At 70.9% G+C, this 24,973-nt stretch carries 14 protein-coding genes; 4 read left to right on the forward strand and 10 right to left on the reverse strand.

Annotation, left to right across the window (positions count from 1 at the left end; all coding sequences use genetic code 11):
• The 4 genes from ACIRQ7_RS07430 to ACIRQ7_RS07445 form a co-directional block, all read right to left on the reverse strand.
• Nucleotides 1-1,103, reverse strand: a 1,103-nt coding sequence (locus ACIRQ7_RS07430) for an ACP S-malonyltransferase (protein ID WP_404260677.1), incomplete at its 3' end; no start/stop codon positions are given.
• A gap of 49 nt (nt 1,104-1,152) precedes the next feature.
• Nucleotides 1,153-2,346, reverse strand: a complete 1,194-nt coding sequence (locus ACIRQ7_RS07435; protein WP_404260679.1) for a cytochrome P450 — start codon at nt 2,344-2,346, stop codon at nt 1,153-1,155.
• 14 nt (nt 2,347-2,360) lie between these two features.
• On the reverse strand, nt 2,361-4,064 hold the full coding sequence (locus ACIRQ7_RS07440; protein WP_404260681.1) for a thioester reductase domain-containing protein: 1,704 nt from the start codon (nt 4,062-4,064) through the stop codon (nt 2,361-2,363).
• Nucleotides 4,061-12,223 carry an amino acid adenylation domain-containing protein gene (locus tag ACIRQ7_RS07445; protein WP_404260683.1) on the reverse strand — a complete coding sequence of 2,721 codons (8,163 nt, stop codon included), beginning with the start codon at nt 12,221-12,223 and terminating at the stop codon, nt 4,061-4,063. Before ACIRQ7_RS07445 ends, ACIRQ7_RS07440 begins: the two co-directional genes overlap by 4 nt.
• Nucleotides 12,224-13,324: 1,101 nt before the next feature.
• Here ACIRQ7_RS07445 and ACIRQ7_RS07450 point away from each other — a divergent pair.
• The gene (locus ACIRQ7_RS07450) at nt 13,325-13,846 is read left to right on the forward strand and encodes an NUDIX domain-containing protein (RefSeq protein ID WP_404261332.1); all 522 of its coding nucleotides are present in this window, start codon (nt 13,325-13,327) and stop codon (nt 13,844-13,846) included.
• A 45-nt stretch (nt 13,847-13,891) separates the two neighbouring features.
• Here ACIRQ7_RS07450 and ACIRQ7_RS07455 read toward each other — a convergent pair whose 3' ends face one another.
• Entirely contained in the window at nt 13,892-14,797 is a 906-nt protein-coding gene (locus tag ACIRQ7_RS07455) for an SDR family oxidoreductase (protein ID WP_404260685.1), read from the reverse strand.
• 122 nt (nt 14,798-14,919) lie between these two features.
• Between ACIRQ7_RS07455 and ACIRQ7_RS07460 the strand changes: the two genes are divergently transcribed.
• Nucleotides 14,920-15,483, forward strand: coding sequence for a TetR family transcriptional regulator (locus ACIRQ7_RS07460; RefSeq protein ID WP_404260687.1), 564 nt, complete (start codon nt 14,920-14,922; stop codon nt 15,481-15,483).
• Between the two features lie 66 nt (nt 15,484-15,549).
• On the opposite strand, the gene ACIRQ7_RS07465 is transcribed toward ACIRQ7_RS07460, so the two are convergent.
• Nucleotides 15,550-17,253: an adenine deaminase C-terminal domain-containing protein gene (locus tag ACIRQ7_RS07465; RefSeq protein ID WP_404260689.1), complete on the reverse strand. Its 1,704-nt coding sequence runs from the start codon at nt 17,251-17,253 to the stop codon at nt 15,550-15,552.
• A 28-nt stretch (nt 17,254-17,281) separates the two neighbouring features.
• The gene (locus tag ACIRQ7_RS07470; RefSeq protein ID WP_404260691.1) at nt 17,282-18,610 is read right to left on the reverse strand and encodes an NCS2 family permease; all 1,329 of its coding nucleotides are present in this window, start codon (nt 18,608-18,610) and stop codon (nt 17,282-17,284) included.
• A 91-nt stretch (nt 18,611-18,701) separates the two neighbouring features.
• On the opposite strand from ACIRQ7_RS07470, the gene ACIRQ7_RS07475 reads away from it, so the two are divergent.
• Both ACIRQ7_RS07475 and ACIRQ7_RS07480 read left to right on the forward strand, forming a co-directional pair.
• On the forward strand, nt 18,702-19,694 hold the full coding sequence (locus ACIRQ7_RS07475) for a LacI family DNA-binding transcriptional regulator (RefSeq protein WP_404260692.1): 993 nt from the start codon (nt 18,702-18,704) through the stop codon (nt 19,692-19,694).
• A 168-nt stretch (nt 19,695-19,862) separates the two neighbouring features.
• Nucleotides 19,863-21,116: a glycosyltransferase gene (locus ACIRQ7_RS07480; protein ID WP_404260694.1), complete on the forward strand. Its 1,254-nt coding sequence runs from the start codon at nt 19,863-19,865 to the stop codon at nt 21,114-21,116.
• Between the two features lie 307 nt (nt 21,117-21,423).
• Here ACIRQ7_RS07480 and ACIRQ7_RS07485 read toward each other — a convergent pair whose 3' ends face one another.
• From ACIRQ7_RS07485 to ACIRQ7_RS07495, 3 genes are read right to left on the reverse strand one after another with little or no spacing between them, the layout of a single operon-like run.
• Nucleotides 21,424-22,299, reverse strand: coding sequence for a geranyl diphosphate 2-C-methyltransferase (locus ACIRQ7_RS07485; RefSeq protein WP_404260696.1), 876 nt, complete (start codon nt 22,297-22,299; stop codon nt 21,424-21,426).
• Between the two features lie 31 nt (nt 22,300-22,330).
• Nucleotides 22,331-23,389 carry a family 2 encapsulin nanocompartment cargo protein terpene cyclase gene (locus ACIRQ7_RS07490; RefSeq protein ID WP_404260698.1) on the reverse strand — a complete coding sequence of 353 codons (1,059 nt, stop codon included), beginning with the start codon at nt 23,387-23,389 and terminating at the stop codon, nt 22,331-22,333.
• 20 nt (nt 23,390-23,409) lie between these two features.
• Complete coding sequence (locus ACIRQ7_RS07495; protein WP_401468863.1) at nt 23,410-24,852, reverse strand: family 2B encapsulin nanocompartment shell protein; 1,443 nt, start codon at nt 24,850-24,852, stop codon at nt 23,410-23,412.
• Between the last annotated feature and the right edge of the window lie 121 nt (nt 24,853-24,973).

Raw genomic sequence — 24,973 nt, forward strand, 5'->3', positions numbered from 1 at the left:
AGATCCGCATCACCAGTGATCACCTCCACCGGATAACCCAGCGTCGACGCATACAACTCCCGCAACTCCTCCAGCACTTCACCCACCGACCGCACCGACCCGGCGGAAGCGACCGCGGGAGGGGCGTCGAGCACCGTGGCGGGTTCCGCCGGAGGCGGCGTGGGGACCGCGGGGGCCGGCGTGCTCTGTGTGCCACCCGTCGCGGCCGTACCGGTGGTGTCGACGTCCGGCACGCTGCGCCGGACGAGCCCGGACAGTCCGGCCCGGCCGCATTCCACGAAACGCCGCGCCCCGTCCGCGTGCAGCTCGCGCACGGCGGCCATGAAGTGCACCGGGGTGGTGAGCTGCCGTGCCAGCAGCGCCTTGAGGTCGGTGTCGTCGCCGACGTGGCCGCCGGCCACCGGCGAATACACGGCCCGGCGCAGGGGCCGCTGCGCCACCCCGACGACGGCTTCGCCGAACGCCCGCGCGGCGAGGGACAACATCGGGCTGTGGAAGGGGAACGGGGCGTTGAGCCGGGTGGCCTGTACGCCCATCGCCCCGGCAAGCCGCGCGACCGTGCCGACCGCCTCATCGGGCCCCGACACGACCGTCTGCCGCGGCGCGTTGGAGACGGCGACGGCGAGCCCGCGGTCGCCGACGGCGCCCACCAGGTGTGCCGCGCGGGCAGCCGGCAGCTCCAGCGCCACCATGCCGCCGGGGGACGGGCAGTGAGCGAGAAGCGCCTCCGAGCGGTGGCACACCAGGCGTGCGCCGTCGGCCGGATCGAAGGCTCCGGCCACCGTCAGCGCGGCGATCTCGCCCATGCTGTGTCCGACGATGACGTCCGGTGTGCCGTGCTGCCGCTCCGCGATCCGGTAGCCGGCCACGGCCGCGGCGAACACCGCGAGCTGCAGTGCGAAGGAGTCGGTGCGCACCAGCTCGGCCGCGGACGGCGCGTCGGTGCGCGTCAACAGGCCCGATATGCCGTCGCGTCCGAACTCGGCCGCGACCCGGTCCGCCGTGTCGAGGACCTCACCGACGTCGGGTGGGACGTCACCGGCGAGGATCCCCGGGGTGTAACCCCCCTGGCCGGGCAGGAGGAAGACCGTTTCAACCGCCATCATGCGTCCTTCGGGAAAGTGGGTGGCATTACGGGGGAGCACCGGGCGGTCACCAGGTGACGGGCAGTTCGCGGACGCCGTAGAGCACCATGTCGTGCCGGAACGGCAGGTCCTCCAGCGGACGGCTGAGCTTCAGCGTGGGCACGCGCGCGAAGAGTCCGGCGAACACGGTGCTCAGCTCGACACGTGCGAGCGTCAGCCCGATGCACTTGTGGAAGCCGTGACCGAACGCGACATGAGCCTGCGGGTCCTTGCGGTGGATGTCGAAGGTGTCGGGCGCCTCGAAGACGGCCGCGTCGCGGTTGGCGGCGTTGACCATCACCAGGACGCCGTCGCCCGCACGGATGTCCTGGCCTCCGACGGTGAGGTCCCCTGTCGCGGCGCGGGGCAGGCCGGCGTGATTGATCGAGAGGTAGCGGAGCAGTTCCTCGATGGCCCGCGGGTACAGCGACGGGTCGGCCTTGAGGTCGTCGAGCTGATCCGGGTGCTCCAGCAGCGTGGCCGTGCCCAGGCCGATCATCTGCGCCATCGTGTCGTAGCCGGAGAGCATCAGCAGCGCGGCCAGGCCGACGAACTCGTCGTGGCTGAGCTTGCCCGCCTCCTCCTGGTTCACCAGGCGCCCGAGCATGTCATCGGTCGGCTGCTGCTCGCGGGCGGTGACGACCCGGTCGAAGTACGCCATCAGCTCGCGGGCGGCACCTTCGGCCTGTTCGGGCGTGCTGCTGCGGTTGAGGATCGTGTCGGTGAGGGTCACGAAGATGGTGTGGTCCTCGTACGGGACGTCCAGCAGCTCGCACATCACGGTGGCGGCCATCGGGAACGCCAGCCCCGTCACCAGGTCCGCGGTGTTGCCCCGGCTCACCATGTCGTCGAGCAGCGTGTCCAGGATGGCCTGCATCCTGGGGCGCTTCGCTTCCATCTGGCTGATCAGGAACTCGCGGGTCACCAGACGGCGCAGCCGGGTGTGGTCCGGGGCGTCCTGGTTGAGGAAGAAGCCGGGCGGGATCGGGGTGTCGCCGGAGATGTAGGAGGGGTAGCCGGGCGTCTTCGGGTCGGAGCTGAACCGGGTGTCGGTGAGCACGGCGCGGACGTCGGCGTGGCGGGTCACCACCCACACCTCCTCGCCGCGCGGCGTCCGGACCTGGAAGACCGGCTGCTCGGCGCTGAGTTCGCGGTACTGGGGCGGCGGGTCCAGCGGGTGCCGGCGCGACATCGGGAAGGCGGGTACGGCAGGAGCGGTCATGGCGATGCTCTCCACTAGTTCTGGGGGCGGGCGGAGCCCACGGGAGGGGCGGGCAGGAAGCCCGTCGAGACGAAGTAGTCGAGGTAGAGGTCGAACAGTTCGCGCTCGATCGGCTTGCACGCGATGCCGGAGCCGGCGAGTGCGGCACGCAGGTTGCCGGTGCGGAAGTCCGGCTTGCTGCCCAGGTAGCCCACTTCCTCGGCGGGCCGGTCCGCGCCGAACAGCGGGAGATAGACGGCGAGTTCGTTCTCCTCGCCGCGTTCCACGGCGGCGGCGAGCTCGCGGTACCAGTCCTGGTAGGCGAGGCGGCGCAGCGGATAGCCATAGGCGACGATCAGGTCGAAGATCTCGTTCATGCTGACGGACCGGGCGCTGGGTACGTTGAAGACCGCTTCCGCACGGCCGCCGGACAGCGCGGTGTGCACCACCGTGGCGGCGCAGAAGTCGACCGGTACGAGGTCGAGGAGCAGGTCGTAGTCCAGGTAGGCGCCCAGCTGGACGCAGCCCTTGATCAGGTGGTTGATGAAGGTGTCGGGCGAGCAGGCGCCGGTGGTCTGGGAGCCGGTGATGGCTCCGAGCCGGTAGACGTGGGCCGGTACGCCGCGGTCCCGGGCCTGGAGCATCAGGCTGTCCGCGACCCACTTCGACTGCCGGTAGCCGCCGACGACGTGGTCGGCCTCGGTGAGTCTGGTCTCCGCCCAGCTGCGCTGCCCCTCGTGCCCGGGGTACACGCCGATCGTGGAGACGAAGTGCACCGCCTTGACCCGTGTCCGGCAGGCGAGCCGCAGCACCTCCATGGCGCCGAAGACATTGACCGGCTTGATCTTCGTGTAGGGCACGATCCAGCTGGAGATCGCCGCGTTGTGGATGATCAGCTCCACCTCGGCGGCCAGCTCCTGGTAGGTGCTCTTCGTGAGGCCGAGGTAGGGGCGCCCGGTGTCGCCGGGAACCCCGGTGACGCGCTCCTCGTCGCCGTCCTGCAGCAGTCCGTACTCCGCCAGGTTCGCGCAGACGCGCCGGGTGGCCTCGGCCGTCCCCTCGGCGCGCACCAGGACGTGCACGGCGGCGGTCGAACGGTCCAGCAGTTCACGGAGCAGGAACGCACCGGTGTAGCCGGTGCCACCGGTCAGCAGGACCGAGCGGTACGGCCCCGTCGACGGCGGGAGGGCCCCCTCCTCGGGCACGATGTCGTCGGGCAGCACGGCGTCGGCCACCATCGCCTCGGTTCCGACGCCCCGGGGGTTGCCGGCGCCGGTCACGGTCGGGTCCGCCTGGGAGCTGACCATGCGGGCGAGCTGGGCGACCGTGGGATCCTCGAACATCCGGCGGAGGTCGAGTCGTACGTCGTATGCCTCGCGAACCTGCGCGGCCATCTGCAGCACCGTCAGGGAGTCGCCGCCCAGGTCGAAGAAGCTGGTCTCCACGCCGACCTGCGACAGGCCGAGCAGGTCCTGCCAGATGCGGGCGAGCTGGGTCTCCACCGGTGTACGGGGCGCGACGAAGGCCGCCTCGGGGCTCTCCTCGACCGTGAGGGCGGGCAGACTTCCCCGGTCCACCTTGCCGTTGGGCAGCTTCGGCAGCTCCGGCAGCACGACGAAGTGCGCCGGGACCATGGCGTCCGGGAGATGCGTCCTGGCGTAGGCGCGCAGCGAGGAGCGCAGGCCCGCCGCCCAGGACGAAGTGAGCGGATCGTTGGCGAGTTGTCCGGTCGGGCTCATGCCTGGTCCTCGGCGTCGTCGTGGGCGGGAAGGATCCGGTCGAATACGGCGTCGAAGGTGTCCAGTCGGCCGTCCTGGGCCACCAGGGCCCTGACCTGTCGTTCTTCGTCGGCGGCCAGGTGGAACAGCTCCTCCGGATGGGCTCCGGCCGTCTCGTCCAGGTCCCACAGCAGGCGCTCCAGGTCCCAGGCGGTGGCCGCGGGGTCGCTCTCCTCCAGCGCCTGCACCGCGGCCGTGGCGCGCAGCAGCCTCCGGTTGGGAATGCCGGTCACCACCAGATCGCCGGCGTGGTCTGCCAGCTGCTTCCGCAGGCCGTCGAGGCCGCCGTCGAGCGCGTCCCAACGGACGTGGCTGGGCGCGCCGGCCGCCTCCTGATCGCCGACCAGCAAGGTCACGTCGTAGCGGAAGAGGGAGAGCTCGTTGTCCGCCGCGCCCCTCTTCAGCTCGATGCGGACCTCCCCGATGCCGTCGAGTTCGTCGGCGAGCCGGTGGAAGAAGGCGGGGGAAAGGCACAACTCCCGCTCCTCCCGCAGGTTCCTGAAGATCGCGGACCGGAGGTCCTCGACCGTCTGGAGGGGCCCGGCCCGGTGCAGCTGCACGGCAGTGTGGAACTCGGGCAGCATGTCGACCGAGCGCACGTCGCCGACGAAGACGGCCCCTCCCGGGCGTACGGCCCGTACGGCGTCGGTGAGCACCGTGCGCAGGTAGTCGGTCCCGGGGAAGTACTGCGCGACGGAGTTGATGACCACGGTGTCGAGGCTTCCCGGCTCCAGACCGGCGAGGTATTCGGGCCCGGACTGCGCGAGTCGTACGTGCTCCGGCAAGGGACGTCCCAGGCTGGCGGCCGCGGACGTGAGCGCTGCCGGCGAGAGGTCCACGCCGTGGTACGCCTCGACCTGCTCGGCCAGGGAACGGAGCACCAGCCCGACACCGACGCCGATGTCGGCCATCGCGCGCGGATCGAGCGCACGGATCCGGTCGACGGTGTGGCACAGCCATTCGCGCATCTCGGGGACGGGGATGGGCTCACCGGTGTAGCTGCTGAGCCAGCCGGCGAACTCCGCGCCGTCGTCCGGCACACCGTCCGCGGGTGGCGCGGTGTAGGCGCTCTCCCAGACCTCGCCCCAGCGGCGGACGTGCGCGTCCTGCACGGAGGCGTCGGAGAGGGAGTCCGCGGGCGACACATAGGCCACCAGCTCGGTCCCGTGGGCCCCTTCGACCGCGGTGACGGCGACCGCGTCGAGCCGTGAGTGGCGCGAGAGCACGCTCTCCACTTCGTCCGGCTCGACCCGGTGGCCGAGGATCTTCACCTGCCGGTCGACACGGCCCAGGAACACCAGGCTGCCGTCGGCGCGCCAGGACACCCGGTCTCCGGTGCGGTAGTACCGGCCGGTACCTTCCCCGCCCGCCACGAACCGCTCCGCGGTCAGGTCCGGCCGCCCGATGTACCCCGCGGCGACGCCGTCCCCGCCGATCCACAGCTCGCCCGGGACACCGACCGGCAGCGGCCGGCCGCGGCCGTCCACCACGCGGACGTCGGTGTTGGCGATCGGCCGGCCGATGGAGATGACGCCGGCCGTCGCGTCCCGCTGCGGGTCCAGCTCGTGCACCGTCGACCAGATGGTGGTCTCGGTGGGGCCGTACATGTTGCAGATCCGCACGCCGGGCAGGGCTTCGATGAGCCGCTGCGCCAGGCCCGAGGGGAAGGCCTCGCCGCCGATCAGCAGGGCGCGCAGGCCCCGCAGCGCTTTTAGGGCGCCGGGTTCGGCGGCCACCGCGGTGAACAGCGACGGGGTGCCCTGAACGAGGGTGACACCGTGCCGTTCGCAGAGCGCGGCGAAGGAGTGGGCGCTCTCGGCGGCCTCGCTCTCCTGGGCGTCCCGGAGCCGGTCGACCCAGGTGAGGCTCTCCAGGACGGCGTCCGGCGCCACACCGAAGTCGACCAGGCACGCGATCTCGTCGACGCCCGCGGCGGCCAGGGCGCGGACCAGTTCGGCGCAGGTGTCCGGGGACCCGAACAGGCCGGAGGACTCGAAGTAGCGGTTGATCGCCATGTCGATCACCGCGTCGATCTGGTCCTCGGCGCCCATCTCGGGGAGGTCCTGGCCGGTGGAGGCGAACAGGGTGCGCCACAGTTCGGTGGAGCTGCGCAGGTAGTTCCGGAACGGCTCGCGCGCCTGCTGCCTGGCCTGCTCGGTGTCGTCCGACATGAAGGTGTGCACCATCACGGTGACCTGTCCGGGGCCGGCGTGCCCGGCTGCCTCCCTCGCCTGCCGGTACGCCGTGATCTTCGCCGCGAGATCGTCCGGGTCCTGGCCGAAGAGGTGCGTGAGCAGGTTCGCGCCGGAGGCGCCGGCCTTCTGGAAGGTCTGCACGGTGCCGACCGAGGTGAGCCAGATCGGCGGCTCGTCCTGGACCGGTGCGGGGAAGATCCGTACGTCGACGAGTTCGCCACTGCCGCCGACCCGCTGCACGGGCTCGCCCCGCCACAGCTTGCGGAATTCCTCCAGTTGCTGGGACATCCGGTCCTTGCGCTCCGGGAAGGCCTCCGGACGCAGCACGAAGTCGTTGGAGTTCCAGCCGGCGGCGAAGGCCAGGCCGACGCGGCCGTCCGAGAGGTTGTCGACGAGCGACCACTCCTCGGCGATGCGCACCGCGTCGTGCAGCGGCGACACCACGCTGCCGCAGCGCAGGGCGATGCGGTCGGTGATGGTGGCCAGTGCTGCGGACATCACCGAGGGGTTGGGGTAGAGGCCGCCGAATTCGTGGAAGTGGCGCTCGGGGGTCCATACCGCTTCGAAGCCGTGGGTGTCGGCGTACCGGGCGGCGTCCAGCAGCAGTTGGTAGCCCTCGCGGTTCGAGACTCCCGCGGAGGCGGCGAAGAAGAAGAGGCTGAAGGCCAGGGCCCGCTCGGTCGCCTCGGGCTGCGGGACGAGGTTGCTGATGATGCGTTCGCCCGCGACGACGACCTTGGCGCCGTGGGTGAGCGGCCACAGCAGCTCCAGTACGGAGATGTCGAAGGAGACGCTGGTCACGGCGAGCACCACATCGTCGTGCGCACAGCCCACCCGCTCGTCCATGCCGGCGAAGAAGTTCACCGCGTTGCGATGGCGGAGCGCGGTGCCCTTGGGCTTGCCGGTGGAGCCCGATGTGTAGATCACATACGCCGTGTCGTCACCGGAGACCGCGCCGCCCGGCTGCGTCGCGGGATGCTTCTCGACGGTCTTGGCGTCCGCGGCGATGTCCACCACGCGCGGCGCGGTGATGCCGTCGGGGGTGCCCGGCCCCTTGACCAGACATCCGATACCGGCGTCCGCGGCGATGTTCTCCAGACGCCCCTTGGGGAAGGACGGGTCCATCGGCACGTACGCGGCGCCGCTCTTGAGCACGGCGAGGAGGGCGACGACGAGGTCGATACCGCGGCGCAGGCTCACGCCCACCAGGTCTCCGCGGCCGATGCCCTGGTCACGAAGGTGATGCGCCAGGCGGTTCGCCCGGGAGTTCAGCTCCGCATAGCTGAGGTGGTCGAAGCGGTGGGTGAGCGCGATGGCGTCCGGGTGTGCCAGGACCTGTCGCTCGAACTGTCCGTGCACCGTGTCCGCGGCGTCGTAGGCGAGCGTGGTGTCGTTCCACCGGGCCAGCTGCGTGTGCTCCGCCGGGGTCATCAGGTCGACGGCGGTGAGCTCCGTGGCCGGCTGCCGGGCGACGGCTGCCAGGGCCCGCTCGTAGTAGCCCACCAGCCGGGAGCAGAACTCCTCGGGCAGGACCGCGAGGTCGCAGTCGAGCCACAGTTGCAGCGCGCCCCGCTCGGGGTCGATCAGGAAGTTGACGGCCAGCGGGTAGTTGGTCTCGGCGACACCCACCGTGACCGTCATGAGGCCGTCCGCCGACCGGTGCCGGTCACGGTGGAAGTCCATGAAGTTGACGTAGCTGTCGAGCTGGAGCCCCTCGCCCATGTCGTGCTGCATCTGCGCGAAGGAGTAGCGGCGGTGGGCCGCGGACCGGCGCTCGTGGTCGAAGACCCGGCGTGCCGTGTCCAGGAATGTGGCGGACGACAGGTCGACGCGCAGCGGGAGGGTGTTCAGGAAGACGCCGATCGTCTCGTCGCCGCCCTCCTCCTCCAGCCGGGCGTTGGCCACGACACCGGTGAGCACCTCGTCGTCCCCGCTGACCAGCCGCAGCACGGCGAGGTGCGCGGTGGCCAGCAGCGACTTGAGCGGCAGCCCTTCGCGTCCGGCGAGGGTGCGCAGCGCTTCGGCCACCGTGGTGTCCACCGCGACGTCCCACCGGTGGTGGGCGGCCGGCCCAAGACCACCGGGCCGCTCCTGCCCGGTGGTGCCACGGGGCACCAGCCGGGTGGGTGCGGCGCCGCGCAGCAGGCCGGTCCAGTAGTCACGCGATTCCTCGTCCGCGAGTGCCCGGCGTTCCGCGGCCACGAAGTCCCGGTAGGCCGAACGGACCGGCGGCAGGTCCAGCTCCTGGCCGGCGAGGCGGGCGCGGTAGTGGTCCGCCACCTCTTCGAGCATGCGCATGTCGCTCCACCCGTCGAGGACGACGTGGTGTTCGATCACCGACAGCTCGAACGCGTCGGTGCCGCAGGGGTGCGCCACGAATTTCAGCAGCGGCGCCACTTCCGGGTCGAAACGGGTGAACTTCGCCTGCTCGACCCACTCCCGAACGGCGCGCAGCCGGGCCTCGTCATCGAGATCGGTGAGGTCCTCGCCGGTCTCCAGGGGGATCGTGACGTCGCTGTGCACGAGCTGCAGGGGCTCGGAGAAGCGCGCCAGTTCAAAGGAGCAGCGCAAGGAGGGGTGCCGGGCGGCGGTGTCGTCGACCGCGGCCCGGAGGGCGCCGAGGTCGAGGCGGGCCGCGACCCGTGCGCTGGTCACCACGCGGTACACCGAGGAGTCCTCGGCGTACGCGGCGTGGTAGAGCATGCCGGCCTGCATGGCGCTGAGCGGGTAGGCGTCGTCGAGCCCGTCCGGCAGCAGCCGGCGGTCCTCGTCGGAGAGCAGCCCGAACGGCGCGCGGTCGGCAGAGCTCTCCCGCTGCTCCAACGGGACGATCCGAAGGGCGAGTTCGCGGATCGACGGACCCTGGAACAGGTCGGACACCTCGAAGGTGTGGCCGTGGCGCTCGACTTCGGTACGGACCCGGATGGCGTGCATGGAGTCACCGCCCAGCACGAAGAACGAGTCGTCCACGCCGATCTCGTCGATGTCCAGGACCGCGCACCAAGCCCGGTGCAGCAGCTCTTGTGCGGCGGTCTCCGGCGGGGCGGCGACGCGCGGGGTCCGGAGCTCCGGCATCGGCAGAGCCTTGCGGTCGAGCTTGCCGTTGGACAGCAGGGGCAGGGAGTCGAGGACGACGAAGTGCGCCGGGGCCATGTAGGCGGGCAGCCGCTCCCGCAGCCATGCCAGCAGCTCCGCCGGCTGCGGAGCGTCGCCCTGGGGCACCACATGGGCGATGAGCTGACGCTGTCCGTCACTGCCGTACGGCGCGGTCACCACCGCCTGCTCGATCGCCGGGTGTCCGAGGAGCGCGGATTCGATCTCACCGGGCTCGATGCGGAAGCCGTGCACCTTCACCTGGTGGTCGAGCCGCCCCCGGTACAGGACGACTCCGTCCGCACGGAGCACGGCCAGGTCTCCGGTCCGGTACAGCGTGCCGGGGCCGAACGGGTTGGCGAGGAAGCTCGCGGCGGTGAGCTCCGGGCGATTGACGTAACCCGAGGCGACCTGGACACCACCGATGTGCAGTTCACCGGCGATCCCGTGCGGCAGCGGCCGCCCCTGCCGGTCCAGTACGTACAGGCTGGTGTTGGCCACCGCCCGCCCGATGGGCACGGGGCGGTCGGCGTCCTGCGGGGTGCATCGCCAGTGGGTGACGTCGATGGACGCCTCGGTCGGCCCGTAGAGGTTGTTCAGCTCGGGCGCGCCGTCCGCACCGTACTGCGCGAAGAACCGGCCGACCGTCTCGGAGCGGAGCGCCTCACCGCTGCAGACGACCCGGCGCAGCGTCGGCAGGTCCCGGCTCGTGGGCTCCGCGAGGAAGAGGTCCAGCATCGAGGGGACGAAGTGCACGGTGCTGATGCGGTGCCGTCGGATGGCGTCCGCGAGGGCCCGGGGGTCGCGCTGCGCGCCCGGGGCGGCCAGGTGCAGCGCGGCGCCGGTCAGCAGCGGCCAGAAGAACTCCCACACCGAGACGTCGAAGGTGTAGGGCGTCTTCTGCAGCACCCTGTCATCGGCCCCGAGCCCGTAGGCGTCCTGCATCCACAGCAGCCGGTTGACGACACCGCGGTGCGGTACCGCCACGCCCTTGGGCCGGCCGGTGGAACCGGAGGTATAGATGACATACGCGGTGTCATCGGGCGTGGCCGTGCCCTGGAGCGGCCCGGACCGGGGCAGCGTGGGGAGCAGTTCGTCCACGGCGAGGATGTGGGCACCGGTGCCGGCGAGCCGCTCGGCGAGGTCCGAACGGGTCAGGACGATACGAGCGCCGGAGTCCTCGATCTGGAAGGCGAGGCGGGAGGTGGGGAGTTCGGGGTCCAGCGGCACGTACGCCGCGCCGGACATCAGGACCGCCAGCAACTCCACGATCAGGTCGAGCGAGCGCTCGTCGTGCACCCCCACCACCTGACCTGACGTCACCCCGTCGGCACGGAGCCGGGCGCCCAGGCTGCGGGCCCGGTCGACGAGCTCGCGGTAGGTCAGCGAGCCGCCCTCCACCTCGGCGGCGACGGCGTCCGGTGTCCGCTCGGCCTGCTCTTCGATCAGTTCGTGGAGCGGCCGGCTCAGGTCGTGGTCCTGTGTGTGGGCGTCGGCTTCCTCCTCGGCCAGGGCCCGCTCGGCAGGGGTCAGTATCTCGATCTGCCCCACCTGCAGATGCGCGCCCTCCGCCTGGGCGAGGGTGTCCAGGAAGGCGGCGAGCCGATCGCGGTGCGCGGCAAGGATGTCGGCGCCGTGCAGCTCCGGACGGGGGTCGAAGGACATCCGGAGATCGGTGCCGTCGGAACCGCCGAAGAACTCGATCGACAGGTCGTGTACCGGGCCCGAGGACAGCTGGTGGACCGTGCCCCGCAGGCCGCCGAACCGTATCTGCCCGTCGAAGGACACCACGTTCACGACCACGCCCGAGGGCTCTTCGGCGGCGCCGCTCCGCCTCAGCTCCCGTTGCAGGTCCTCTCCGCGGAACCGCTGGTGCGCCAGCGCTTCGCTCGCCTGCGTGGAGACGTGCTGCACGAGCTCGCGGAAGGTCATCCCGGAGCGTACGGACAGCCGCAGGGGCAGCACGTTGGCGAGCATGCCCGGCGTGGTCAGCGCGGTTCGGGTGGTGCGGGCACGCACCGGCAGTCCGATGACGATCTCGTCCTGCTGAGTGATCCGGTGCAGGTATGCCGCTGTTGCCGCGAGTACGACGACCGCCCAGGGGGCCCCGTATGCGGCGGCCATTTCGTCGATCCGGCCGACCCGGACCGAGGGCTGGAAACGTGCGGCGGCCCGGGGCGTTCCGGCGGCCCGGTCGCTGAGGCTGATGCGGTCGGGCCAGTCCCCCGTACCGCCGAGCCAGTGGGCGCGGTCGCTCTCGTGGTCCGGCGAGGTCCGGTACCGGGCTTCCTCGTCGAGCAGGTCGGCCAGCGTGCCCGCGCTCTTCTCGCGCACCGCCGTCCCCTGCTCCAGCGCCGTGTAGATCTGCGCGAGCCGGCGCCAGTAGAGAACCTGGCCATAGCCGTCCAACACGATGTGGTGGTACCGGAGATGGAAGAGGAAGTGGTCGGGAGCCAGACGCAGCAGAGTGTGGGTGAACAGCGGACCGGTCGTGAGATCGACGGGGGTGGCGAGGTCCGACCGGACCCAGTCCTCCGCGGCGCTGCGCGGCTCGCTCTGCCGCCCGAACTCCCTGACGTGCAACGGCGCGTCGATATCCGCCGGAACCTGCCAGGGCCGGTCCTCCTCATCGGCCACGAAGCGCACGCGCAGGGCGTCCGTCTCGCCGACGGCTCTTCTGACGGCTTCCGCCAAGTGCCCCTCGTTCAGCTGCCCATGGATCTCGATGTATCCGCCGCAGTTGTGGAGAGCGCCGCCGGCATCCAACTGATGGGCGATCCACACTTCGTGCTGCGCGGCGGACAGCGGCAGGCGCCCGGCAAAACTCTTCACGAGTCACTCCGTCTTTCGGTGTCAGGAAGCGCGCACGCCTCCTACCGCCCCGGCACACAACGGTGTTGAGCAGGGCAGGACGGGAGCGCTACGCGTTGAGTTCTTGCAGCCTGTGGAGAGCGGCGGGGCCGCGTTCAGCGAGCCCCGAGGGCTCGGAAACAGGCGCTATCGATGACGTCGAACCCGGCATGGCCATGGCCGGACGGCCCCGTGCAGAGAACTCCGCAGCCGCCCCGTCAGTCGTCTTGCCGCCGACCGGCCACGCATGGACACAGACACAGATATCCCCCAAAATGCGCCGCCTGAACGGCACTCCCCCGTGCGCCAACAGCATCCGAGACCGAGTCCTGAGCAGAGCACTCGAACGCTGGGCATATCTCCACGGCTCGGCACTGCGCCTCACTGAGCGAGCCTCACCGTGTTCGGTGCATCTCACCCAGCCAGCCGGTTCGTGTCAACCCATCACGCCGGGGCGGCAGTTGACGATCTTCGACCTCTTTGCCCGATTCCTCAGCGGAGCTGACCCTTCCTTTGCCGAACATACGCCGCACGAGGAGCCAAACCGCCAAAACGCCACTCCAAGCAGCGGCTCGCACACCATCAGTAACGGTAAAGGCTGCCCCAAGAGGTCATCACGAAGCCCTTGGCGTCGAGATGGCGTCTCAACTCCTGGACAACAACGGCGAATTGGCCGCCCATTGTTCACCCGGAGTCGAGGCGAAGGGGCTGAGAATCGAGGGGTCCCGCGAACGAGGCCTGACCCTGTCGGCGCACTCCGTACGATCCGACGCGGACGCACTGCGTACGATCCGGTACGCCGGCGTCCGAGAATCCGCCACCCGGGCCGGTCACCCCGGCCCCTCCGGGCGACCGGCGGACGGTACAGCGCACAGGGCCGGCGGAACCCGAATACGTAGGCGGCTGCACCGACTTCCCGTCCACGGCAGTACAGGCGCGTCAGCGACACCGCGCAGCGCCCGGACCGCCTCATAGGCTGCCCGCGTGAATGCTCATTCGCTGCCACAGCCCAGTGCCGAGCTGCCCAGTGCCGAGCTACCCACACCTGCGGCCGGGCTACGGGTCAGCGCCCGTGCGGTCGTCGTGGACCAAGAGGGCCGGCTCCTCCTCATCCGGCATCGCGACGGCGACCGGGAGTTTCCTGTCCTGCCCGGCGGACGAGTAGAGCGTGGCGAGACCGCTGCCGAAGCAGCCTGCCGGGAAGTGCGGGAGGAGACCGGACTGCGGGTCACCGTCGGTGCACTGCTCCGGGTCCGCGAGTACCTGCCGGAACGTCACCCCGCCCATCCCCACCACCACACCCCCGTGCAGCAACTCCAGCTGTACTTCCGGGCTCCGCCGGTCTCCGACGGCACGTCACCGGCGACGGCTCCGGACCGTACACAAATCAGCCGTCATCTGGCATCCGCTGCGCACGCTCAGCGAACTGCCCCTGGTCCCGCTCGGGCCGGCCGCACCGCTCATCGCGCTCGGCACCGAACAGACCGCGAACGGTCCGGTCCACCTCGGCGACCTGCCCTGAACCTGACGCTCAGCCCGTTCGCCGGGATGGCGCCCCCTTTCCGCCGCCGGCCGGCGCCGCTCCGGCGGGATCGCCCGGGCTAGCACCTCAACCCATGGGGGACGCCTCACGTGACGGAGTCGCCGGGTTCAGGATGACGGGGCGCCGAAGTAGTGGCCGCGGTCGAGGTCGTCGATGAGGCCGGGGCCGGTGGGGTGCCACCCCAGCAGCTCGCGGGTCAACTCGTGCGACGCCGGGGCGTCGACACCCAGGAAGCGGCCCAGCCAACCGAAATGCTCACCCGCCTCCTCGGCCGGGACGGAAGCCACCGGCAGGTCGAGGTGCCGGCCGATCATCTCCGCGAGGGTGCGGATCGGCACGCCCTCCTCGGCGGCGCCGTGCAGCACCGATCCGGCCGGGGCCTTCTCCAGCGCCAGCCGGAACAGCCGCGCGGCATCGAGCCGGTGCACCGCGGGCCAGCGGTGGGAGCCGTCGCCGACATAACCGGAGACACCCTTCTCGCGGGCGACGTCGATCAGCCGCGGAACGAAGCCGTGGTCTCCCTCGCCGTGCACCGACGGCGCCAGACGTACGAGGGACGCACGCACGCCGCGCTCGGCCAGACGCAGCGCCGCCCTCGCCCCGGCCTTCCGGGGGCCGCCGGCCACGTCGGGATCGAGCTTGTCCCGCTCGGCCGCCACCCGCCCCGGGGCGACTCCGAGCAGTCCGGAAGCGACGACGAGCGGGCGATCGGACCCTTCAAGCGCGGCGCCGAAGGCCTCGATGGCGCGCAGATCTGCTCTGACGGCGCCCTCGAAGTCCGAGAAGTCGTGGATGAACGCGAGGTGCACGACCCCGTCGGCGGCTGAGGCTCCCGCGCGAAGACTGTCGAGGTCGTCGAGGGCACCGCGGTGCACCTCGGCCCCGGCGGCGGCGATCGCCTCGGCCGAGGCGTCCGAGCGGGCCAGCCCGAGCACGTGGTGGCCCGCGCGGAGGAGTTCGGGAACGAGGGCGGAGCCGATGAAGCCGGATGCTCCGGTGACAAATACACGCATAGGAAGAAGCCTCCAGGTGCGGGGGCGTCCTTGGCGCAGGGCGCGCCCGGACCGCCGATGTCAGTGACTGTCATCGCATCGTACTCTCGATGTCAGTCACTGTCATCACGTAGAATCGGCTCATGGGTCGATGGGAGCCGGGCGCGCGCACGCGGCTTGAACAAGCAGCGTTGGAGCTCTACGCCGAGCGGGGGTTCGAGCAGACGACGGTGGCGGAGATCTCCCACCGGGCAGGCCTCACGGAGCGCACGTTCTTCCGCCATTTCGCCGACAAGCGCGAAGTGCTGTTCTCGGGGCAGGCCGAGTTGCTCGACATCTGCGTGCACACCATCGTCGGCGCGCCCGAAGCCGCGGCCCCCCTCGATGCCATGGCCGAGGCTCTCCAGGCCGCCTCCGCCCCCTTCGAGGACCGCCGCGAATTCGCCCAGCGACGCCAGACCGTGATCGCCGCGAACGCCGGCCTCCAGGAACGCGAACTGCTGAAGCTCTCCTCGCTCGCCTCGGCCACAGCCGACGCGCTACGCCGGCGCGGTGTCGCGGAGCCGACCGCGAGCCTGACCGCCGAGGCCGGGGTCGCGGTTTTCAAGGTCTCCTTCGAGCGCTGGCTCGGCGAAGCCCACGGGCGGACGCTCTCCGAGCTCATCGGCGACTCCCTCGACCACCTCAAGGCCGCGACCGCGGGCTAGCAACGCGGCGGAAGCGGCGAGCCCACGGCCTGCCTCGGCACGGGGGCTCGCCGGCACTCCTCGTACCTAGTGGCAGCAGTCCAACACCTGCGGCGCCCAATCACGTGCCAGGACATCCACCAACCCAAGGTCCGTGATCTTCATGGTGGGTGAGACGGCCAGGGTGAGCGTCGAGACGCTCATGAAGGGGTTGCGGTGCCGCCAGCCCCAGGCACCCAGTTCGTCCCGAACGTCCCGCGAGGAGTCGGCCACTTCGGTGGCGGGCGCCGTGGACATGACCCCGCCGACGCCGAGCGGAAGCCGGGCGGTGACCGCGCCGTCGCGGGCGACCGCCACGCCCCCGTCGTCGGCGAGCACCGCCGCTGCGGCGGCGCGCATCGAGTGACGGGTGGTGCCGAGGGTCACGAGATTGTGGCTGTCGTGGGCGTACGTCGTCGTCACCGCGCCGTCGCCGAGGTCCATACCGGTCACCGGCACGCAGGCGGTGTGGTCCCGGCCGTGCCGGTTGCGGACCCAGCACAGCGCCGTGTGGCCTTCCCAGGCGACGGTCCCGCCGGTGACCTGGAGCTCGATCTCGGCCGGTTCGGTGTAGGTGTCCACGGGGTTGACGCGCAGGCCGCGGAAGCGGTGGCGGCCGTCGGGCAGGTCGACCCGCCACTGGTACTCGTCCTCGGGAAGCTCCGCGACATGCACCGAGCCCGCGAAGGGGTGGGCACCGGGGTGCGGCTCCTCGTAGGTGGCCCGGCCCTCGGCGGCGACCAGGCGTCCCCCGGCGATCACCGAGTGGACGGCGAAGTCCTCCAACGGGCCGTCCAGGAGGAGGAGATCGGCGCGCTTGCCGGGGGCGACGATGCCGCGGTCCGGCAGCCGCAGCCGCTGCGCGGGCGTCCAGGTCAGCGCGCGCAGCACGTCGAGCGCGGGCAGCCCGGCGGCGACGGCGGTGCGCGCGATGTGGTCCAAGTGCCCCTTGGCGACGATGTGGTCGGCGGCGAGGTCGTCGGTGACCAGGCAGACCGGCGGCAGCTGCGGCAGGGCGAGCAAGGCTTGCATCGCCTCGGGCTCCAGGCACTTCTCCTGCAGCATGACCGTCATGCCCAGGCGGGCCTTCTCGACCATGACCTCGGGGGTGTTCTTGGTGTGGTCGGAGTCGATGCCGGTGGCCATGTAGCGGCTGAGTTCTTCGCCCGAGAGGCCCGGACAGTGGCCGTCCAGGAGCACACCCTGGTCGCGTGCCACCTCGATGATCGCGTGCATCCGCCGGTCGCCGGAGACGACCGCGCGGTAGTCCATGACCTCGGCGAGCGCGCGTACGCCCTCCCAGCGCAGCAGTTCGTCGACGTCCTCGGGATCCAGGTGCGCGCCGGAGTGCTCGAAGCCGGCGAGCGCGGGGACGCAGGAGGGTACGCCCCACAGCTGCGTCTGCGGGGTGCCGCGGCCGGCGTCGATCATCCACTGCATCGCCGTACGGCCCGCGACGTTGACGATCTCGTGCGGGTCGGCGAGAACCGTGGTGGTGCCGCGGGGCAGGGTGAGCCAGGCGAACGCGGCCGGGGTGAGGAACGAACTCTCGACGTGCATATGGGCGTCGAGGAATCCGGGGACGATCAGGCGTCCCGCCGCGTCGATCCGTTCGGCCGCCTCGCCCCCCGTGCCGGGCGGAACGACCCCGCTGATGGACGAGCCGGTGAGGAGGACATCGGCGGCGAAGGTCTCACCGGTGAAGACGGAGACCACCTGGCCGCCGGCGATACGGATGTCGTGCACGTACACGTAATGCTTCCGATCAGAGGTGTCTGGGTCAGTGGACGGAGTTGTAGAAGAAGTAGAGGAGGAACGGCAGCAGGACCCACATGCCGGGGTGGATCTCCTTGAAGCGGCCCGCCGCGGCCTTGATGAGCACGTAAGCGGTGAGGCCGGCGGCGATGCCGGTGCCGAAGTTGCCCCAGAAGAGCGTGCAGCCGACGACCAGGGCGGCCGGGATCGCGTCGGTGGGCTCGCTCATGTCGACCTTGCGCAGCCCGGCCAGCATGGACAGGCCGATGAAGATCAGTACGGGCGCGGTGGCCGCGGCGGGGATCATCGTGGCCAGCGGGGTGAAGAGCAGCAGGAGGGCGAAGAGGCTTCCGGTGACGACCGAGGTGAGGCCGGTGCGGCCGCCGCTGTCGGCGCCCGCCGCGGACTCCAGGTACGTCGTGACGCTGGGGCCGCCGAGTGCCGAGCCGCCGATCACGCCGACCGAGTCGACCAGGAACGGCTTCTTCACATCGGGGATCTCGCCCTTCTCGTCGGCTATGCCGATCCGCTGGCCGACAGCCATGACGACGCCGGTGGCGGAGAAGAATTCCGAGGCGAAGAGCGCGAAGAGGTAGGGCAGGTACTCGGGCTTGAGGGCGCCGAGGACGTCCATGTGGAACGCGACGGGGCCGAGGCTTCCGGGCGCCTCGAACCAGGAGTCCGGCACCTCGGCGACACCCAGCGGGATCGCGGCGATGGTGAGGACGGCCATGGTGATCAGCAGCGTTCCCGGGATCTTCCGGGAGGCCAGGGCGGTGACGAGGACCAGGCCCGCGAGGGCCAGCAGCGCGGCGCCGGAGGAGAGGTCGCCGAGCGCCATGCCCTTGGGTCCGGCCTCGATCAGCCCGGCCGAGCGGAAGCCGAGCATCGCGATGTAGAGGCCGATGGCGGAGCCGATGGACAGCCGCACGCAGTCGGGGATGATGCGGGTGACGAGCCGGCGTACGCCGAGCAGGGTCAGCAGCAGGAAGGCCACGCCCGACCAGAAGACCATGCCCATGGCGACGGGATAGGGCACGTGGTCGTGCTGGATGAGGGTGACCGTCACCAGCGCGACACCGCCGAGGCCCGGCGCCAGGACGAACGGCAGGTTGGCGTACAGCCCCATGAACAGGGTCGCGAGCACCACGGTCACGATGACCCCGGTGGTCGCCGCGGTGTGCGGCACGCCGGCGGCGGCGAGCATTCCCGGCACCACGATGACCACATAGGCCGAGGCGAGGAACATGCTGACGCCCGCGAGCGCCTCGGTACGGACGGAGGTACCGCGCTCCGTCAGCCGGAATATCCGGTCGACTCTGCCACCGGTCCCCGACGCGTGTTCTGTCGCCATCGCCGCTCCTCATTTGTGCAATCGCTTGCAGCATGCGTTTGCACTAGACTACAAAAACCTGCGCGGAGAGGGAATGGGGAAGGGGACGCGAATGGCACGGCTCGAAGACGTCGCACGTCAGGCAGGGGTTTCGGCCTCCACGGTGTCGCGTGCGCTCAGCCGCCCCGACATGATCTCCGAGGCGACCCGCAACAAGGTCCTGGCCGCGGCCGAGGCACTCGGCTACCGCCACAACGCCGCCGCCCGCGCACTGGTCACCGGCCGGACCGAACTGCTCGCCTTCAGCGTCCCCACGCTCGCCAACCCCTTTTACGCACCGGTCATCGAGGGCGCGCAACAGGCCGCCGAACAGGCGGGATGCGAGCTGATCGTGGTGGTGACCGACGGCTCGGCCGAGCGCGAGAAGGCGCTCTTCGCCCGGCTGACCGACCGGGTCGACGGCTTCGCCGCCGCCGGACCCCGCTCCCCCGCCCCCGTACTGAGCGCCCTCGCCGACCACCTCCCGCTGGTCACCCTCAACCGGCGGGTACGCGGCGTCAGTTCGGTGGTCATCGACACGCCGACCGGAGTGGGCGCGATCGGCACCCACCTCGCCGGACTCGGCCACCGCCGCATCGCCTACCTCGGCGGCCCCGAGCGGTCCTGGCTGAACCCGCGGCGACTGCGTGCGTTGCGTACGGCCGTCCCCGAGTGCGAGGTCGTGGCGCTCGGTCCCTACCCACCGGAGTTCGAGGCGGGCGTGCGCGCGGCGGACGCCGTACGCGAGAGCGGCTGCACCGCCGGCCTCGCCTACAGCAGCACGCTGCTCCTCGGCCTGCTGCACCGCGTGACCATGCTGGGCCTGCGCGCGCCCGGCGACCTGAGCCTGGCGTGTGCTGACGACCTGTCAGCGGCCGGGCTCGCGATGCCCGACGTCACCGCCCTGCACGTACCTGCCGCCGAGGCCGGCCGCCGCGCCGTCGAACGCCTCCTCGACCTCTCCACCGGACCGACCGACAGCGCCACGCACCAGTCCCTTCCGGTGCAACTGCTCCCCCGGGCTTCGACGGGAGAGCCGCCGACGGCGCGCGTGCCGGAGCCGTAACCGCGCGGGGCGCGTCGGGGCGATGAGCGGGCGGGCTACGACGGGACAGCCCTGAGCGGCCGCCCGCGCGTGGTTGCCGAAATCCCCGCTCTGAGCGGTTCGCGGCACGGCAGGCAGACGGCACGACACCCCGGCGGCAATCCCGCAGGGGCGCCCGGCGGACCTGACATGCTGAACACCGTGCGCGTACTGATCGTGACGGCGGGGACCTGGGGCGATGTCGCCCCGTACACCGGACTGGGCGTGCGGCTGCGCTCCGCGGGCCACGAGGTGGCGCTCGCCACGCATGAGCGCTTCCAACAGGCCGTGACCGCCCACGGACTCGGCTTCCGGGCGCTGCCTGTCGACCCCCGCGAGGAACTGGCCTCGGAAGCGGGCCGCGGGCCGGCCAGGGCGGTCAGCCCGGCCGTGGCCATGACGCGGTTGGTGCGCATGGCGCGGGGGTTCATGTCCCGGCTGACGGCGGGTGTCGTCGACGCCGTGGGGCACGGTGCCGATGTCCTGCTGAGCTCCACACTCACCGATCCGATGTGCGCGGCGCTCGGTGAGGCGCTGCGGCTGCCGAGCCTCGGGGTCTACTTGCAGCCGATCCACCCCACCGGCGCCTTTCCGCCGCTGATCAGCGGAGCCCGGTCGTTCGGATCGCACGGCAACCGGCTGGCAGCACACGCGCTGTGGGCCTGCACCGACCGGATCTTCGCACCCGCCATGAGCGAACTGCGCCGCGAACTGAACCTGCCGCGACGGAGGTTCGGCGGGCCGCTCGGCCTGCCGCGCGGACGGACGGTCCTGCACGGTTTCAGTCCGCGGATCGTCCCCCGCCCCGCGGACTGGCCCGGCGGACACCGGGTCTGCGGCTATTGGTGGCCCGCGACCCCGCCCGGCTGGCAGCCCGATCCGCGGCTGCTGGACTTCCTCGCGTCAGGGCCGCCGCCGGTGTTCTGCGGGTTCGGCAGCTTCGTCGCCGCCGATGCGGAGCGGCTGAGTGCTCTGCTCGCCGCGGCCCTGCGCCGGGCCAAGGTACGCGGGATCGTGCAGGCGGGCTGGAGCGGGCTGCACGCCACGGGCGACGACCTGCTCACCGTGCAAGAGGTCCCCCACTCCTGGCTGTTCCCACAGACCGCCGCCGTGATCCACCACGCAGGCGCCGGCACCACCGCGGCCGCGCTGCGTGCCGGAACCCCTGCCGTACCGGTCCCGGTCCAGCTCGACCAGCATTTCTGGGCCGCCCGCCTCACCGGCCTCGGTGTCTCGCCGCCGCCACTGCGCTACCAGCGCCTGACCGCGGAACGTCTGAGCACCGCGATCACCACGGCTACCCGCAACCCAGCTCTGCGCGCCCGCGCCCGCCACCTCGCCGGAGCCCTCGCCCGAGAGGACGGCGCACACGAGGTACTCACCACCCTGGAACGCCTCGCCTAGGGTCTGTCGGTCGGATCGCCCCGCGAGCCCGGCGTGATCCCCACGTCAGATCCTGGCTGCCGCTCCCCGAGAGCCCGGCCCTGAGCGGCTGCGGCCCACCACCGGCGCGGTTCGCCGGTGATGGGCCGCTGGATCGCCGCGCGCGCATCGGTTGCGTGCGCGCCATCCGTGGAAGGTGCGCCGTGGATGGTGCGCAGTGGAAGGTGCGTAAGGGGTGCCGGTCAGCGCGGCGCCCCGCGCTGAGCGCGGTTCCCCCCGGCACCATCGCCCAGCCGGGCCGCGCCGCGAACGGCGCGGCCCGGCGGCCTCAGACGCGGTCGGCGGTGATCAGCAGGTACTGGAAACTCCCGTTGCGGTACGCGTCCAGGAAGGTCTCCTCAATGCCCGTGACCAGGTGGTCGGCCTGCCGGCGCAGCTCCCAGTACGGAAGGGCGGCCTCCGTCAGGTCCTGCACATGCACAGGGACGAGCCGGTTACGGGCCATGGCGCGGAAGTACTCGGAACGGGGGTGGATGTCGCAGATGTAGTGGGCGTTGATGAGGGACACCTCGCGGGAGGCGCGCCCATAAGCGTCGTTGTAGCAGCCGGTGATCGTCACATAGCGTCCACCGCGCCGCAGCAGCCGGGCGTGCTCGGCGAACAGCAGGTCCAGCTCGACGTACATCGTCGACTCGTTGTTCCAGGACGCCGCGTACGCGCCGGAGGTGAAGCCGGTGTCGAGCATGTTGCGGTGGTGGTAGCGCACCTTGGGGTCGATACCGCGTTTGCGGGCCTGCTCGTTGGCGAAGTCGGCCTGCTTGGCGGAGATCGTGGCCCCGTCGGTGTGACAGCCGTAGCGCTGGTGCGCGACCACGCTGCCGCCGCCGCGTCCGCATCCGGCGTCGAAGACCCGGTCGGTGGGAGAGACGTTGCCGAGGTGGGAGGCGAGCAGCTCGGCCTGGGCGTGTTCCAGCCGGTGCAGTTCGCCGGTGACGCGTTCCCGGCGCAGGTCGGGGTCCTGCTCGTCCAGCACTGACCAGTCGGCCTCCCCGATGCCGTAGTGGTGGTGGTAGAGGTCGTCAATCTTCCCCAGTTCGAGGTTGACCGGGTTTTCCTCCGCGTTCCAGTAGTCCGCGACGCGGGTCTGATACGTGGACTGGGCGGGAACCGGGGTGCGTGCGGTGCCGGCGTGAGCGATGGTCAACGGTGACTCCTTGCTGTGGTGCACGGGACGGCTACCAGTAGTTGGGCAGCGTGTAGCGGTTGGTATTGGTGGCGTGCCACTCGTGGTTGCCGGACACCCAGTCGGCCAGGCCCTGGGCGTACCTCTCAAGGAGGGGCGAGGTGGCGGTCAGCAGCGCTGACTCCGTCTCGAACGCCTCCATGATCTGGTTGTGGATCTCGACGCTCTTCAGGTAGGCGGCCTTCAGGCCGCGTTTGTCGTTGGCGGCAACCACTTGCGGCAGGTTCAGATGGGTCGGGTCACTCGCCAGCTCCTTGGTGAAGGAGTACAGGTCGTTGACGAGCGTGGTGGCATTGCAGGCCAGGGCGGTGATGCGCTGGATTTCGGGACGGGCGTAGAGCGCTTCGGGCAGTTCGTAGCCGTCCACCGCGTCGACGATCGACAGACAGGGGCGGAAGTTGTTGAACTGCCGCATCACCAAGTACTCCCAGACCTGAGGCACATGGCGCGTCTCCGCCCAGGAGGCCTCGGCCAGATAGCCGAGGTGCAGCCGGGCGATGTCGTGCACGAACCGGTTGGTCTGGCTGGGGGTGGCGAGGGCCGCGTAGTCCTTCAGGGCCCAGTGGTACGAGCGCAGGGGCCCGTCGGTCTGCACACCGCAGCGCCACTCCTCCTCCGCTTCGGTGGTGCCGTGGAACGGGTCGAGGGCCGACTGCGCCATGATCAGGCGGCCGCCCAGGCCGCGGCGCGCCCCGCCCCTGCCTTCGTCCTCCTCGCAGTAGCAGCTGTCGACGATGTTCTCGGCCAGCAGCAGCTTGCCCGCGACGGTGAGGCGGTCGAGGTCGGCCGCTCCGGGGTGCTGGAGGACGACGGCCCGGCCGAACTGGAACTGCGTGAAGTCCCCGGCCCACTGCGGAGGGAACAGATCCAGGCCGCGGGCCCAGGCCTCCAGCCTGTGGTCGATTTCCTTGGCCTTTTCGGGGTCCGCGGGGGCCGCCGGCCGGTACTTCAGTCCGGGGACGGGTCCGCCGCGCCGGGCCTGCGTGGTGCGGGTGAGGCTGGGCGGTCCGGGCAGCGAGAAGGCGGCGGGGGCGTTCGGGGGCGTGCTCATGGTGCGTGTCCTCCACCTGGTCAGTCGACGCTCCGGCCGAGCTGGACGTTCTCCAGGACTCCGGCTGCGTCGGGCACGAGAATGGCCAGCGAGAAGTAGGCCGTGACCAGGTAGTTGATGATCGCGGCCTTGTCGACGCCCATGAACCGGACGTTCAGGCCGGGTTGGAACTCCTCGGGAATGCCGGTCTGGTAGAGGCCGACCACTCCTTGGTCCGCCTCCCCGGTGCGCAGCGCGAGGATGCTCGTGGTGTTCGTGTCACTGATCGGGATCTTGCCGCAGGGGAAGATGGGGACACCGCGCCAGGCGGGAACCTCGTGTCCGTCGACGTTCGCCGTGCCCGGCACCAGACCGCGCTTGTTGCACTGCCGGAAGAAGGCGGCAATCGCCTTCGGGTGAGCCAGCAGCAGCCGCGTCTTGCGGCGCATCGACAGCAGCTCGTCCATGTCGTCGGGGGTGGGCGGGCCGGTGTAGGTGCTGATGCGCTGGCCGTAGTCGGCGTTGTGCAGCAGTCCGAACTCCCGGTTGTTGACCAGCTCCCACTCCTGGCGCTCGCGGATCTCCTCCACGGTGAGCCGAAGCTGCTGCTGCGTCTGGTCCATGGGCTCGTTGTAGAGGTCGGCGACCCGGCTGTGGACCCGCAGCACGGTCTGGGTCAGGGAGAGTTCGTACTCGCGCGGGGCGAGGTCGTAGTCGACGAAGCCGCTGGACAGCGTCGGCTCACCGACGTGTCCCGCCTGCATCGGTACGTCGGCCTCACCCTTGCGGTTCATGGGGCGCTGCTGCTGCTCCGCGTACGCCGCCAGGTGTGCGGCCAGGGACGGCGCCCGGTCGGTGAACTCCTGGACCACGTCCCAGGGCAGCACCATCACGACGCCCGCGGTTTCGGCGCGGACCGAGCTCAGCCACAGCGGATCGGCCCGGCCGATCGCCTCGTCCCCCATCTGGTGGCCGTCCGTGACGACGCCGATGATCTCCTGCTCGCCGTATTTGCCGACGGTGTAGCGGGTGAGACGGCCGTGGACGACGAGGTACGCCTCGGTGACGGGCTGCCCTTCCTCGAAGAGGACCTGGCCGGCCCGGACCTCGCGGACCCGGAAGCGGCCGGCGATCTCCTTGAGGACCTCGGTGTCGGTGTAGCCGCGCAGGACCGGCAGTTCCGTGAGCGTCTGCGGGATGACCTTGATGTCGTCCGCGCCGTTCTGCTCGAACTGGACACGGCCGCGACCGACGCGGAGTTGCAGTCGCCGGTTGACCCGGTAGGAGCCGCCTTTGACGTCCACCCACGGCAGCATCTTCAGCAGCCATCGTGAGGTGATGGCCTGCATCTGGGGCTCGGACTTGGTGGTGGTCGCAAGTTGGCGCGCGGCCTGTGTGCTGAGGCTGGTGAGCGCGCTGTCTGCGGATGGTTCGAGGGCGGGCTCTTCGGTAGCGGAACCGGTGACACTGTCCGGTGCGGACACATTCCCTCCCGGGACGTGAACAGATGTGAGCAAAAACGGCCGGTGGTGAGGATGGTGGCCGTGCGCAGCGACAAGCCAAACAGGCGGGAGAGCACACCGGTACGGCGTGAAGGGGGGCGAC

It is taken from the genome of Streptomyces sp. NPDC101393 (assembly GCF_044767385.1).
Classification (GTDB): Bacteria; Actinomycetota; Actinomycetes; order Streptomycetales; family Streptomycetaceae; genus Streptomyces.